Source organism: Rhizobium sp. L43, from assembly GCF_002531725.1.
GTDB lineage: Bacteria > Pseudomonadota > Alphaproteobacteria > Rhizobiales > Rhizobiaceae > Rhizobium.
Window position 1 is genome coordinate 41,409 of record NZ_NWSQ01000001.1, and the last position, 13,639, is coordinate 55,047.

13 protein-coding genes are annotated in these 13,639 nt (G+C 62.8%); 9 read left to right on the forward strand and 4 right to left on the reverse strand.

What is annotated here, in order from left to right; genetic code table 11:
- Positions 1–162 precede the first annotated feature (162 nt).
- From CO667_RS00195 to CO667_RS00235, 9 genes are all read left to right on the forward strand, one after another.
- A complete protein-coding gene (locus CO667_RS00195) occupies positions 163–972 on the forward strand; it encodes a DeoR/GlpR family DNA-binding transcription regulator (protein WP_097616370.1) in 810 nt (269 codons plus the stop codon).
- A gap of 47 nt (positions 973–1,019) precedes the next feature.
- Positions 1,020–2,015, forward strand: a complete 996-nt coding sequence (rhaS, locus tag CO667_RS00200; protein ID WP_097616371.1) for a rhamnose ABC transporter substrate-binding protein — start codon at positions 1,020–1,022, stop codon at positions 2,013–2,015.
- 72 nt (positions 2,016–2,087) lie between these two features.
- On the forward strand, positions 2,088–3,623 hold the full coding sequence (locus CO667_RS00205; protein ID WP_097616869.1) for a sugar ABC transporter ATP-binding protein: 1,536 nt from the start codon (positions 2,088–2,090) through the stop codon (positions 3,621–3,623).
- Between the two features lie 10 nt (positions 3,624–3,633).
- Positions 3,634–4,635: an ABC transporter permease gene (locus tag CO667_RS00210; protein ID WP_097616868.1), complete on the forward strand. Its 1,002-nt coding sequence runs from the start codon at positions 3,634–3,636 to the stop codon at positions 4,633–4,635.
- The gene (locus CO667_RS00215) at positions 4,632–5,657 is read left to right on the forward strand and encodes an ABC transporter permease (protein WP_097616372.1); all 1,026 of its coding nucleotides are present in this window, start codon (positions 4,632–4,634) and stop codon (positions 5,655–5,657) included. The genes CO667_RS00210 and CO667_RS00215 overlap by 4 nt, the downstream gene beginning before the upstream one ends.
- Complete coding sequence (gene rhaM / locus CO667_RS00220; RefSeq protein WP_097616373.1) at positions 5,654–5,974, forward strand: L-rhamnose mutarotase; 321 nt, start codon at positions 5,654–5,656, stop codon at positions 5,972–5,974. The genes CO667_RS00215 and rhaM overlap by 4 nt, the downstream gene beginning before the upstream one ends.
- Positions 5,971–7,350, forward strand: a complete 1,380-nt coding sequence (locus CO667_RS00225) for an FGGY-family carbohydrate kinase (protein WP_097616374.1) — start codon at positions 5,971–5,973, stop codon at positions 7,348–7,350. The genes rhaM and CO667_RS00225 overlap by 4 nt, the downstream gene beginning before the upstream one ends.
- Positions 7,351–7,429: 79 nt before the next feature.
- Positions 7,430–8,188: a fumarylacetoacetate hydrolase family protein gene (locus CO667_RS00230; protein ID WP_097616375.1), complete on the forward strand. Its 759-nt coding sequence runs from the start codon at positions 7,430–7,432 to the stop codon at positions 8,186–8,188.
- A gap of 162 nt (positions 8,189–8,350) precedes the next feature.
- The gene (locus CO667_RS00235) at positions 8,351–9,130 is read left to right on the forward strand and encodes an ATP-binding cassette domain-containing protein (RefSeq protein WP_097616376.1); all 780 of its coding nucleotides are present in this window, start codon (positions 8,351–8,353) and stop codon (positions 9,128–9,130) included.
- Positions 9,131–9,137: 7 nt separating this feature from the next.
- On the opposite strand, the gene mmsB is transcribed toward CO667_RS00235, so the two are convergent.
- From mmsB to CO667_RS00255, 4 genes are all read right to left on the reverse strand, one after another.
- Entirely contained in the window at positions 9,138–10,019 is an 882-nt protein-coding gene (gene mmsB / locus CO667_RS00240) for a 3-hydroxyisobutyrate dehydrogenase (protein WP_097616377.1), read from the reverse strand.
- A 9-nt stretch (positions 10,020–10,028) separates the two neighbouring features.
- Positions 10,029–11,624: a GMC family oxidoreductase N-terminal domain-containing protein gene (locus CO667_RS00245; RefSeq protein WP_097616378.1), complete on the reverse strand. Its 1,596-nt coding sequence runs from the start codon at positions 11,622–11,624 to the stop codon at positions 10,029–10,031.
- 132 nt (positions 11,625–11,756) lie between these two features.
- Positions 11,757–12,746 carry a branched-chain amino acid ABC transporter permease gene (locus tag CO667_RS00250; protein ID WP_097616379.1) on the reverse strand — a complete coding sequence of 330 codons (990 nt, stop codon included), beginning with the start codon at positions 12,744–12,746 and terminating at the stop codon, positions 11,757–11,759.
- A 1-nt stretch (position 12,747) separates the two neighbouring features.
- Entirely contained in the window at positions 12,748–13,635 is an 888-nt protein-coding gene (locus CO667_RS00255) for a branched-chain amino acid ABC transporter permease (RefSeq protein WP_097616380.1), read from the reverse strand.
- Positions 13,636–13,639 lie beyond the last annotated feature (4 nt).

The following is a 13,639-nucleotide window of genomic DNA, read 5'->3' on the forward strand; positions in this document are numbered from 1 at the left end:
TCAGCGCGCCCTTTCGCTCACGGTATCGCGCATCAAAACAGCGCTTGTCAATCGAAAACGATCAAATTCGATTATTGTGCAGCGCAATATGAAAATTTATGATCGTTTGTGATTGACAGTCTTTAACGGATACGAAATAAATATGACAAGAGGAGGAGCCCAATGCACGAACGCGAACGCCATCGCATTATTCTCAGCGCCGTTCAGGAAAAGTCCGTGGTGACGATCCAGGACATTTCCGAGCTGACGGAGGCTTCTGAAGCGACCATACGGCGCGACATTGCGGCTCTTCATGTGCAGGGCAGGATCCGTCGTGTCCGCGGCGGCGCGGAGGCGGTGCATCCACCACAGCTCGGCAATCTCGCCGGCCGGCCCTTCCGGGTTTCAGAATCAGTCAACATCGATAAAAAACGCGCAATTGCGCGCGCAGCGGTCGAACTCTGCGAGGCGGGTGACGCCATCATCATCAATGGCGGCACGACGACCTTCCAGATGGTGCACTACATGGCCGGCCACCGCATGCAGGTGATGACCAACTCTTTTGCGATCGCCGAACATCTGGTGAAGCATTCCAAAAACTCGGTGACGGTGCCGGGCGGCGCGATCTATCGCGAGCAGAGCCTGATCCTGTCGCCTTTCGACAATGACGCCATCCGCAACTTCTATGCGCGGCGAATGTTCATCGGCGCGCAGGGCGTCGGCCCGCTCGGGATCATGGAGGCGGATGCCCTCGTCATCCAGAGCGAGCAGAAGCTGATGCACCAGGCCGACGAACTCGTCGTCATGGCCGATTCAAGCAAATTCAGTCGCCGGTCGAGCCTCATTCTCTGTGCGCTCGACCGCGTTTCTGTGGTCATCACCGATGACGGGGTCTCGGAAGAGGCCGCGCGCATGATCGAGAATGCCGGCATCAAGCTCGTCGTTGCGAGCCCGGTGGCCCAGGCGAAGGAGGATTCCTCGTCGGTCGCATGAGGCGCCGCCGAGGTGTGGAAGTCTAATCTTAATGGGAGGAAAGTAACATGAAACTTGCAAAGACACTTGCGCTCGGCGTAGCGCTCGCCGTCGCCATGATGGCCGGCACCGCCAGCGCCAAGGACATCAAGATCGGCCTCGTAGTGAAGTCGCTCGGCAACGGCTTCTTCGACGCCGCCAACAAGGGCGCCCAGGAAGCCGCCAAGGAACTCGGCGGCGTAGAGGTGATCTACACCGGTCCGACCTCGACGACGGCCGAAGGCCAGATCGAAGTGATCAACTCGCTGATCGCCCAGGGCGTCGACGCCATCGCCGTCTCGGCCAACGATCCCGACGCGCTCGTTCCGGCGCTGAAGAAGGCTGCCCAGCGTGGCATCAAGGTGATCTCCTGGGATTCCGGCGTCGCACCCGAAGGCCGTATCCTGCAGCTCAACCCGTCGTCCAACGAGCTGATCGGCAAGATGTGCCTGACGCTGGTCAAGGATCATCTGGAAGGCGGCAAGGGTGACTTCGCCATCCTGTCGGCAACGACCACCTCGACCAACCAGAACATCTGGATCGACCAGATGAAGAAGCAGCTCAAGGATTTCGCCGGCCTCAACCTCGTCACCACGGTCTATGGCGACGACCTCTCCGACAAATCCTATCGTGAAGCCGAAGGCCTCTTGAAGTCCAACCCGAACGTCAAGGTCATCGTCGCCCCGACGACGGTCGGCGTTCTCGCCGCTTCCAAGGTCGTCGAAGACAAGGGTCTGGTCGGCAAGGTCTACGTCACCGGTCTCGGCCTGCCGTCCGAAATGGCCGGCGCGATCAAGTCCGGCGCGACGAAGGAATTCGCCATCTGGAATCCGATCGACCTCGGCTACTCCGCAACCCAGATCGCCTATCACCTCGCAAAGGGTGATGCCGATGGCAAGCCGGGCAGCGAAATCGAAGCCGGCCGCATGGGCAAGATCAAGATTGGCGACAATGGCGAAGCCGCCATGGCCGATCCCTTCGTCTACAATGCTTCGAATATCGACCAGTTCTCCAAGGTCTTCTGATCGCAGAGATCATGAACGGACACCCGGCGGCTCTGTCGCCGGGCTTCTCTTTCGATGGTGGTAAGCTTGCTGATGACCCCTGCCCTTCAACACCCCGTCTCGGACCCAAAACCTGATGACGCAACCGCCATTCTGGAAATGCGCGGCATCTCGCAGATCTTTCCTGGCGTGAAGGCGCTCGACAATGTCAGCATCGCGCTTCATCCCGGCACGGTGACGGCGCTGATCGGCGAAAACGGCGCCGGCAAATCGACGCTCGTCAAGATCCTGACCGGCATCTACCGGCCGAACGAAGGTGAGATCCTGGTCGACGGCCAGCTGACAACCTTTGCCAGCGCCCAGGCCGCGATCGATGCCGGCGTGACCGCCATCCATCAGGAAACGGTGCTGTTCGACGAGCTGACGGTTGCCGAAAACATCTTCCTCGGTCATGCGCCGCGCACGCGGCTGCGCACCATCGACTGGCAGGCGATGAACAGCCGCTCCAGGGCTTTGCTGACCGCGCTCGAAAGCAATATCGATCCGACCATCCGCCTGAAGGACCTCTCCATCGCGCAGCGCCATCTGGTGGCGATTGCGCGCGCGCTGTCGATCGAGGCCCGCATTGTCATCATGGACGAGCCGACGGCTGCCCTTTCCCGCAAGGAGATCGACGATCTCTTCCGTATCGTCCGAGGCCTGAAGGAACAGGGCAAGGCGATCCTGTTCATCAGTCACAAGTTCGACGAGGTCTACGAGATCGCCGACGATTTCGTCGTCTTCCGAGACGGCCGCGCCGTCGGCCAGGGCCGGCTCAAGGAAACGCCGCAGGACGAGATCGTCCGGATGATGGTCGGCCGCGACGTCGAGAACGCCTTTCCGAAGATCGATGTGGCGATCGGCGCGCCGGTGCTCGAAGTCGAAAAATACAGCCACCGCACCGAGTTTCGCGATATTTCGCTGACGCTGCGCAAGGGCGAAATTCTCGGCATCTACGGCCTGATCGGCGCCGGACGGTCGGAACTTGCGCAATCGCTCTTCGGCATCACCAGGCCGCTCTCCGGCAGGCTGTCGCTCGAAGGCCGGGAAATTTCGATCAACTCGCCCCATGATGCGATCAGAGCCGGCATCGTCTACGTGCCGGAAGAGCGCGGCCGTCACGGCCTGGCGCTGCCGATGCCGATCTACCAGAACATGACGCTGCCGTCCTTGGCGCGCACCTCGCGCAAGGGCTTCCTGCAGGCGGCGGAAGAATTCGCGCTCGCCCGCAAATATGCCGAGCGGCTGGATCTGCGCGCCGCCGCCCTCTCCGTCCCGGTCGGCACGCTGTCGGGCGGCAACCAGCAGAAGGTCGTCATCGGCAAGTGGCTCGCCACCATGCCCAAGGTCATCATCCTCGATGAACCGACAAAGGGCATCGACATCGGCTCGAAGGCCGCCGTCCACGGCTTCATCAGCGAGCTTGCCGCAGAGGGTCTCTCGATCATCATGATCTCTTCCGAACTGCCCGAAATCATCGGCATGTCGGATCGTGTGCTGGTGATGAAGGAAGGCCTGTCGGCCGGGCTCTTCGAGCGCGATCAGCTTTCGCCGGAAGCGCTGGTGCGCGCGGCGACCGGAAATGCATGAGGTGATGGGCATGGCCAGACTGATGAGAAAACGTGAAACCCTGCTCTTTGCCATCATCGTGGTGATGATTGCCGTCTTCTCGACGCGGGCCGCCGATTTCGCCACACCGGACAATCTCGCTGGCATCTTCAACGACACGGCGATCCTGATCATTCTGGCGCTTGCCCAGATGACGGTCATCCTGACGAAATCGATCGATCTCTCGGTTGCCGCCAACCTCGCCTTTACCGGCATGGCAATCGCGATGATGAACGCGGCCTTTCCCGGCCTGCCGCTGGTCGTGCTGATCCTTGCGGCGATCGTCATCGGTGCGGCGCTCGGCACCATCAACGGCTTCCTCGTCTGGCGCCTCGAAATCCCGCCGATCGTCGTCACGCTGGGCACGCTCACCATCTATCGCGGCATGGCCTTCGTGCTCTCGGGCGGCGCCTGGGTGAACGCCCACCAGATGACGCCGACCTTCCTCTCCGTCCCCCGCACGCCGATCCTCGGCCTGCCGGTGCTGGGCTGGGTTGCGATCATCATCGTAGCGCTGATGTACATGCTGCTGCGCTACAGCCCGTTCGGCCGCTCGGCCTATGCGACCGGCGGCAATCCGACGGCTGCCGTCTATGCCGGCATCGATACCGGCCGCACGAAATTCCTGGCCTTCGTGCTGTCGGGCGCGCTCGCCGGCCTTTCCAGCTATCTCTGGGTCTCGCGTTACGCCGTCGCCTATGTCGATATCGCCAACGGCTTCGAGCTCGACAGCGTTGCAGCCTGCGTCATCGGCGGCATCTCGATTGCCGGCGGCGTCGGCTCGGTTGCCGGCACGGTGCTCGGCGCGCTCTTCCTCGGCGTCATCAAGAACGCCCTGCCGGTCATCGGCATTTCACCCTTCACGCAGATGGCGATCTCCGGAACCGTCATCATTCTCGCCGTCGCCTTCAATGCCCGGCGTGAACGCAACCGGGGCCGCATCATCCTGCGCGACCGCGCCGCAGCCGAAATCAGAACGGAGGCCGCAGCATGAGCACCCAATCCACGCACGAAAAGCGGGCCACGCACGAAAAGCGGGTCATCCCCGACCGCCTCGGCACGCCCTTCCGCCGCATCGTCGCCAGCTGGGAAGTGCTGCTCTTTGCCGTCGCCGTCCTGATCTTCGTCTTCAATTCGCTCGCCTCGCCCTATTTCCTCGATGCCTGGAACCTCTCGGACGCCACCTTCAACTTCACCGAAAAGGCGATGATTGCCTTCGCCATGGCGCTGCTCGTCATCTCGGGCGAGATCGACCTCTCGGTCGCTGCGATCATCGCGCTCGCCTCGACAGCGATGGGGGCGGCAGCCCAGCTCGGCATCGGCACGCCCGGCCTCGTTGCGATCGGCATCGGCACCGGTCTTGCCTGCGGCACCTTCAACGGCGTGCTGGTCTCGGTGCTGAAACTGCCGTCGATCGTCGTCACCATCGGCACGATGAGCCTGTTCCGCGGCATTTCCTATATCGTGCTCGGCGACCAGGCCTACGGCAAATACCCGGCCGATTTCGCTTTCTTCGGCCAAGGTTATGTCGTCTGGGTGTTCTCGTTCGAATTCGTGCTGTTCATCGTGCTGGCGATCGCCTTCGCCATCCTGCTGCATGCGACGAATTTCGGCCGGCAGGTCTATGCGATCGGCAATAACGACTTCGCCGCCCGCTTCTCCGGCATCCCGGTCGAACGCGTCAAATTCATTCTCTTCCTGCTGACCGGTGTCATGAGCGGTATTGCCGCCGTCTGCCTGACCTCGCGCCTCGGCTCGACCCGGCCGTCGATCGCCCAAGGGTGGGAACTCGAGGTCGTCACCATGGTCGTGCTCGGCGGCATCTCGATCCTCGGCGGCTCCGGCACGATCGGCGGCGTCGTCATCGCCGCCTTCGTCATGGGCCTCGTCACCTTCGGCCTCGGCCTGTTGAACGTGCCCGGCATCGTCATGTCGATCTTCATCGGCCTGCTTCTGATCATCACCATCGCGATCCCGATCATTGCCCGCCGCATCAAGCTCATGAGCTCCCGATGACCTTGGAAAAACACGCCTTCAAGATGCAGCTCCATCCCGGCATGGAAGCCGAATACCGCAAGCGGCATGACGAGATCTGGCCCGAACTGGTCGATCTGCTGCACCAGTCGGGCGCCAGCGACTATTCCATTCATCTCGACCGCGAGACCAACACGCTATTCGCAGTGCTGACGCGGCCGACCGATCACACGATGGCGAGCCTGCCGGACCATCCGGTGATGAAAAAATGGTGGGCCCATATGGCCGATATCATGGCGACGAATCCGGATAATTCGCCCGTGCAAAGCGACCTCGTCACCCTCTTCCATATGCCATGACCGCCAGCTCCTATCGCCGCATCGCCGTTCTCGACATCGGCAAGACCAATGCCAAGGTCGTCGTGCTCGACAGCGGGACCGGCGCCGAGATCGCCGTGCTGAAGCGGCCGAACGTTACGATCAAAACCGGTCCCTACCCGCATTACGACACAGAGGCTCTCTGGTCCTTCGCGCTCGACGCGCTGAAGAGCCTTGCGCGTGAACCAGGCTTCGACGCCATCTCGATCACCACTCATGGCGCCGCCGCAGCACTCCTTGACCGGGATGGCGCGCTTGCCATGCCTGTCATCGACTACGAGCACGAATATCCTGAGGAGATCCGCGACGCCTATACGGCCTTGCGTCCCGCCTTCGACGAGACCTTCTCGCCGCGCCTGGCGATGGGCCTCAATGTCGGCGCGCAGCTGCACTACCAGAAGACCGCCTTTCCCGAGGCATTCGCAGAGGTTGCGACCATCCTCACCTATGCGCAATATTGGACGGCGCGGCTGACCGGTGTCGCCGCCAATGAGCTGACCTCGCTCGGCTGCCATACCGACCTCTGGAACCCGAAAACATCACGCTATTCCTCGCTGGTCGACCGGCTCGGCATCCGCGACCTGATGGCGCCGATCCGCTCCGCCTTCGATGCCCTCGGCCCTGTTCTGCCCGAGATCGCAGCCGAGCTCGGCCTTGCCGCACCGGTGCCGGTCCATTGCGGCATTCACGATTCCAACGCCTCGCTGCTGCCGCATCTGGTTCATCGCGCCGCACCCTTCGCCGTCGTTTCCACAGGCACATGGGTGATCAATTTCGGCGTCGGCGGTGATCTCGATCATCTCGATCCCAACCGCGATGCGCTCGCCAATGTCGACGCCTATGGCCGGGCCGTTCCCTCCTCGCGTTTCATGGGCGGGCGGGAATTCGAGATCCTGTCGGCCGACATCGGCCAAGTCGACGAAAAAGCCGCGCAAGCGGCGATCGGCGCCGTCATCGACAAGGGCATGATGCTGCTGCCGAACATCGCCCCCGGTTCCGGCCCCTTTCCGGGAAAGGCAAGCCGCTGGATCGGCGCCGAAGAGGCAAGCCGCGAAGAGCGCTATGCCGTCGCCTGCCTCTATCTCGCTTTGATGACCGATGCCTGCCTCGGACTGATCGGTGCCAAAGGTCCGGTGATCGTCGAAGGTCCCTTCGCCCTGAACGGGACCTATCTCAAGCTGCTTGCTGCCCTCACCGGCCGCGAGGTCATGGCCGTTCCCGGCTCGACCGGCACCAGCCAGGGCGCCGCCCTTCTGACGGGCATCCGGCCGGTCTCGGGTACCGAGACGCATATTCCGCCGACCGATATCCCGGAACTGGCCGCCTATCGCGCCCGCTGGTACGCGGCGGTGGAATAGGAGCCTTTCCAAGAACGACCTTGTTCATGCCGGGCTTGCGGTTAGTGTGGCACCTCGAAAATCAGGTCGAGGAGACAGCATGACAGACGCATTCGATCCGCGCACCCTCGCAGCCAGGCTTCACAGCCTGCACCAGGCCGGCCGACAGGAGGAAACCGGCACTTTCACGCTGCCGGCCGATCTGCATCAGGCGATGGAAGCGCAGAACTTCCTCACGGCGGCCGACGGCGTTGCCAGCAATGCCTGGAAGGTGACGGTCTCGCCGCAGGGCCAAGCGGTCACCGCGCCGCTGCATCCCTATGCCGAAGCCGTCTCCGGTGCTGATATTTCCTGGTATCCCGGCCTGAAATTCGAGACCGAAATCGCCGTCCGTTTTGGCAAGGACCTGCCGATCCGTGTGGGCACGCCGTACAGCCGCGCCGAGGTGGTCGAGGCGATCTCCGCCGTTTATCTCGGCGCCGAGCTGCTGGTCAGCGCCGTGACGGAAAGCGGCAGCGTTTCCTTTCTGCTGTTTCTCGCCGACCGCCTCGGCAATAGCGGCTATGTGCTCGGTCCGAAGCTCGCCAACAGCGTTGTCGACACCGCCGGCGGCACGCCGCTCAAGGTCACCCATGCCGGCCGCACGATCTATGACGGTCCGGCGCAGCATCCGAAGGGCGACGTTCTCACCTGGCTCATCGATTACGCCAATGACCGCTTGCGTCCCGAAACATCGCTGAAGGCAGGCGCGCTGATCACGACGGGCACATTGAGCGGCGCGATCGAACTGACCCAACCCGGCGCGATCGACATCCTGTTCGGCGATGTCAGGCTGAGTTTTTCGGTGTCGAAGGCATGATCGACGCCGGTTCTGGCGATGCCCGCTTGGCCGCCTTCAAGCCCAGCAGAAAATGTTAAGTTGACAATTCAGGTTTAGTTTTGCAGGAACCGGGTGCGGGAAGGAGGGCTCATACTTGTCTGAGGCCCTCCCGAAGCTGCAGCGCCGAACCGGGAGCAGACCATGCCTTCGTCTTTCCTTGCCCTGTCGGGAATTACCTATGCCATCGGGCCGAAGCCCATCCTGCATGGCATCGATCTGACGCTCGAAAAGGGCCGCATCTACGGCCTGGTGGGACCGAACGGTTCCGGCAAGAGCACGCTTTTGAAGATCATCGCCCGTCAGGTCGGGCCGCAATCCGGCGCCATCGCTTTCGCCGGCAGGCCGGCGGCGGAGTGGAGTGCCCGGGAATTTGCCCGGCACGTCGCCTATATGCCGCAATTTACGCCGGCGACCGACGGGATGACCGTGCGCGAACTGGTGGCACTCGGCCGTTTTCCCTGGCACGGCACGCTCGGCCGCTTCACCACAACGGACCGCAGCAAGGTCGAGGAGGCCATCGCCCGCACCGAGCTTGAGGACTTTGCCGATCGTCTCGTTGCCAACATGTCCGGCGGCGAGCGCCAGCGCGCCTGGATCGCCATGATGCTCGCCCAGGACGCCCGCTGCCTGCTGCTCGACGAACCGACATCGGCTCTCGACCTTGCCCATCAGGCAAGCGTTCTCTCCCTGGTGCAGGAACTCAGCCACGAACGCGGGCTGACCGTCGTCATCGTGCTGCACGATATCAATCTTGCCGCGCGCTACTGCGACGCGATCGTCGCGCTCAACCGCGGCCGGATCACCGCCGAAGGCACGCCCGCCGAAATCATGCAGACCGACACGCTGCACTCGATTTTCGGCGTCGGCATGGGCGTCTTCCCGCATCCGGTTCGAAACGAGCCGGTCAGCTATCTTCTATAGGCTATCCCTACACCTTGTCGCGGAACATCTCGATGATGGCGGAAAAGTCCCTTCCGCCATTGCCCTGCTTGTCGAACAGCGCAAAAAGCTGTGCTGCTTCCGCGCCCATCGGCGTCGAAGCGCCGGTTGCCAGCGCCGCCTCCTGCGACAACTTGAGATCCTTCAGCATCAGCGCTGCGGCAAAACCCGGCTTGTAACCATTATTCGCAGGCGAGGTCGGAACCGGTCCGGGCACTGGGCAATAGCTATTGATCGACCAGCACTGGCCTGATGAGGTCGAGGCGACGTCGAACAGCGCCTGATGCGAGAGACCGAGTTTTTCCGCAAGCACGAAGGCCTCGCAGACGCCGACCATCGAAATGCCGAGGATCATGTTGTTGCAGATCTTCGCTGCCTGGCCCGCACCCGCCTCGCCGCAATGGACGATCTTCTTGCCCATGGCCTCGAGGATCGGCTTCGCCCGGGCGAAGGCCTCGTCCGAGCCGCCGGCCATGAAGGTGAGCGTGCCCGCAGCCGCCCCGCCGGTGCCGCCGGAGACCGGAGCATCAAGCGACAGGCAGCTTGCCGCCTTCGCCATCTCGTGCGCCTTGCGGCTGCTGTCGACATCGATTGTCGAGCAATCGATGACCAGCATGTCCGGCGCCGCGGTCTGCAGGATATCGGTCCAGGCCGTCAGCACATGTCGGCCCTGCGGCAGCATTGATATGACGATCTCCGCGTCCTTGACCGCCTGGCTCACATGGCTTGCCGGCTTGACGCCGCTCTGCTCGGCCGCCTTCAGCACCGGGGCCGCGAGATCGAAGCCGAGGACCTCGTGGCCTGATTTGACCAGATTGGCCGCCATCGGGCCGCCCATGTTGCCGAGGCCGATGAATGCGATCCTTGCCATGGTCTTCTCCTATCGATTGTCTTCGAGAATCATAGCCGCCGCCTTTTCGGCGATCATGATGGTCGGCGAATTGGTATTGCCCGAGGTGATCGACGGCATCACCGAGGCGTCGGCGATCCTGAGCTTGCCGAGCGCCCGCAGTTTCAGCCTGGGATCGACGACGCTGTCCCTGTCGGCGCCCATGCGGCAGGTGCCGACGGGATGGAAGATCGTCGTGCCGATATCGCCCGCCGCCCGCTCCAGATCGGCCTCCGTCTGATAGGATGGCCCCGGCTTGAATTCTTCCGGCCGGAAACGGGCAAAGGAAGGCTGCGCGACGATCCTGCGCGTCAACCGTATGGAACGGACAGCTATGTCACGATCGCGCTGTGTCGAGAGGTATTTCGGGCTGATGGTCGGCTGGGCGGCAAAATCCGGGCTCGACAGATGCACCGAACCCCGGCTTTCCGGCCTCAGATTGCAGACGCTCGCGGTGATTGCCGGGAAAGGATGGACGGGATCGCCGAACTTTTCCAGCGATACCGGCTGCACGTGATATTGCAGATCCGGCGTTTCCCGGTCCGGGCCCGAGCGGGTGAAGATGCCGAGCTGGCTCGGCGCCATCGCCATCGGCCCGGAGCGGCGGACGAGATATTCGAGCCCGATCGCCGCCTTGCCGATCAGCTTCGTCGCCTTCTCGTTCAGCGTCGGAACGCCCGTCACTTTGTAGGCGAGACGCAGCTGCAGATGGTCCTGCAGGTTCTCGCCGATACCCTTCACCTCAGTGACGACATCGACGCCGGCCGACTGGAGAACCTCGCCCCTGCCGATGCCGGACAGTTCCAGGATATGCGGCGAACCGATCGAACCAGCCGAAAGGACGGTTTCCTTCGTCGCATGGGCGCGTTTGGCCACGCCTTGGTGCTGGAATTCGACGCCGGTAACGGCGCCCTCCTCCACCAGCAGCCGCCGGACCTGCGCCTTGGTCAGCACGGTCAGGTTGGAGCGCTTCATCACCGGGCGCAGGAAGGCTTTCGAGGTGTTCCAGCGGATGCCGGAACGCTGGTTGACGTCGAAATAGCCGGACCCTTCATTGCTGCCGCGGTTGAAATCGGCGGTCTCCGGAATGCCCGCTTCTCTCGCCGCCTGCTGGAAGGCGTCGAGCACGGCCCAGCGCACCCGCGCCTTCTCGATGCGCCATTCGCCGCCGGCGCCATGCATCTCGTCTTCGCCGCGATAAAAATCCTCGGACTTGCGGAAGAAGGGCAGAACATCGTCCCAGCCCCAGCCGCTGCAGCCCATCTGCCGCCAAAGGTCGTAATCGCGGGCCTGGCCGCGCATATAGATCATGCCGTTGATCGACGAACAGCCGCCGAGCACTTTGCCACGGGGATAACTCAGCGCCCGGCCGTTCAATCCCGTTTCCGGCGCCGTGGTGAAGCACCAGTCGGTGCGCGGATTGTTGATGCAATAGAGATAACCCACGGGAATATGGATCCAGTGGTAGTTGTCGCTGCCGCCGGCTTCGAGCAGCAGCACCCGGCTCCTGTTATCGGCGGACAGCCGGTTGGCCAGCACGCAGCCGGCGCTGCCTGCCCCGATGATGATATAGTCGTAGCGATCCATGTGCCCCGCACGAAACTCCAGATGCTTCCATTCCCCTTCCCCGCAGCGCGGGGAAAGGAGAGTCGCAGCGCCCCGCCCCTCCCTTCTTTCGGGGAAAAGAACTTCTTTCCCGGAAAGTGAGAGGCCCGCCCGTTAGCGGCGATAGACGAAGCCCAGTTTCCGCCCCAGCCGTGACGCGTAGAATTCGCCGATGATGCCGCGGCGGAAGATCAGCACGCAGACCATGAAGACGATGCCGGTGATGATCGTCACCGGGAATTCCGAGGTGGCAAGGTAGTTTTCCAGCGCCACCACCAGCCCGGCGCCAAAGAGCGGGCCGATCAGCGTGCCAATGCCGCCAAGCAGCGTCATCAGGATCACCTCGCCCGACATCTGCCAGGCGACATCGGTCAAGGTCGCGAACTGGAAGACGATCGATTTCACCGCGCCGGCGAGCCCCGCAAGGGCGGCCGACATGACGAAGGCGCCGAGCTTGTAGCGCGCCACGGAATAACCGAGCGAGATTGCTCGTTGTTCGTTCTCGCGGATCGATTTCAGGATCATGCCGAAGGGCGAATTGATGAAGCGCCAGATGATCAGCACGCCGATGATGAACACGGCCAGCACGAAATAATACATGTTGGTCGAGCTGTTCAAATCGATGAAGCCGAAGAGATGGCCGCGCGGCACCGACTGGATGCCGTCCTCGCCTTCGGTGAACTCCGCCTGCAGGCAGAAGAAGAAGAACATCTGCGACAGCGCCAGCGTGATCATCGCGAAATAGATGCCCTGGCGGCGGATGGCGAAGAAACCCATGACGAGACCGAGGAATGCCGCACCGGCCACCCCGATCAGGATGCCGAGTTCCGGCGGCAGGCCCCATTCCTTCACCGTATAGGCGGTGAAATAGGCGGCACCGCCGAAGAAGGTGGCATGGCCGAAGGAAAGCAGGCCGGTATAGCCGAGCAGCAGGTTGAAGGCGCAGGCAAAGAGCGCGAAGCAGAGCAGCTTCATCAGGAAGATCGGGTAGAAGAAGAACGGTGCCAGGAGCAGGAGCAGCAGCCCCGCCAGCAGGAAGCCCGCCTGCACCGAAAGGGCGGTCCGGCTTTTTTCCGTTTGGATGGTTTCGGTGATGTCGGTCATGTCAGGCATCCCGGCCGAAGAGGCCCGCGGGCCTGATGAGAAGCACGATCGCCATGATGACGAAGATCACGATATTGGACGCCTCGGGATAAAAGACCTTGGTCAGGCCCTCGGCGATGCCCAGCACATAGCCGGTGATGATCGCGCCCATGATCGATCCCATGCCGCCGACCACGACCACGGCGAAGACGACGATGATCATGTTCGAGCCCATCAGCGGCGAGACCTGGTAGATCGGCGCCGCCAGCACGCCGGCAAAGGCGGCAAGGCCGGCGCCGAGGGCGTAGGTGAGCGTCAAGAGCACCGGCACGTTAACGCCGAAGACCTGCACCAGCACGGCGTTTTCGGTGGCGGCTCGGAGGTAGGCGCCGAGCTTGGTCTTCTCGATCAGCAGCCAGGTGCCGAGGCAGACGACCAGCGAGACGACGACCACCCAGCCGCGATAGATAGGCAGGAACATGAAGCCGAGATTGGCGCCGCCGGCAAGGGCTGCCGGCGTCGCATAGGGCTGGCCGGAAGAGCCGTAGAGATAGCGGAAGGTGCCTTCGACGGCGAGCGCCATCCCGAATGTGAAGAGCAGGCCGTAAAGCGGATCGAGATCGTAGAGCCGGCGCAGGAACAGCCGCTCGATGACGGCGCCGGCGAGGCCGACGATGACGGGCGCCAGGATCAGCGACGGCCAGTAGCCGATGCCGGCATAGGTGAGCAAGAGGTAAGCGACGAAGGCGCCGAGCATATATTGCGCGCCGTGGGCGAAGTTGATCACCCGGAGCAGGCCGAAGATGATGGCGAGGCCGAGGCTGAGCAGCGCGTAGAAGGAGCCGTTGATCAGGCCGATCAGCAGCTGGCCGAGCAGCGCCTGCAGGGGAATCCCGAAGATCATCGTCATCTGG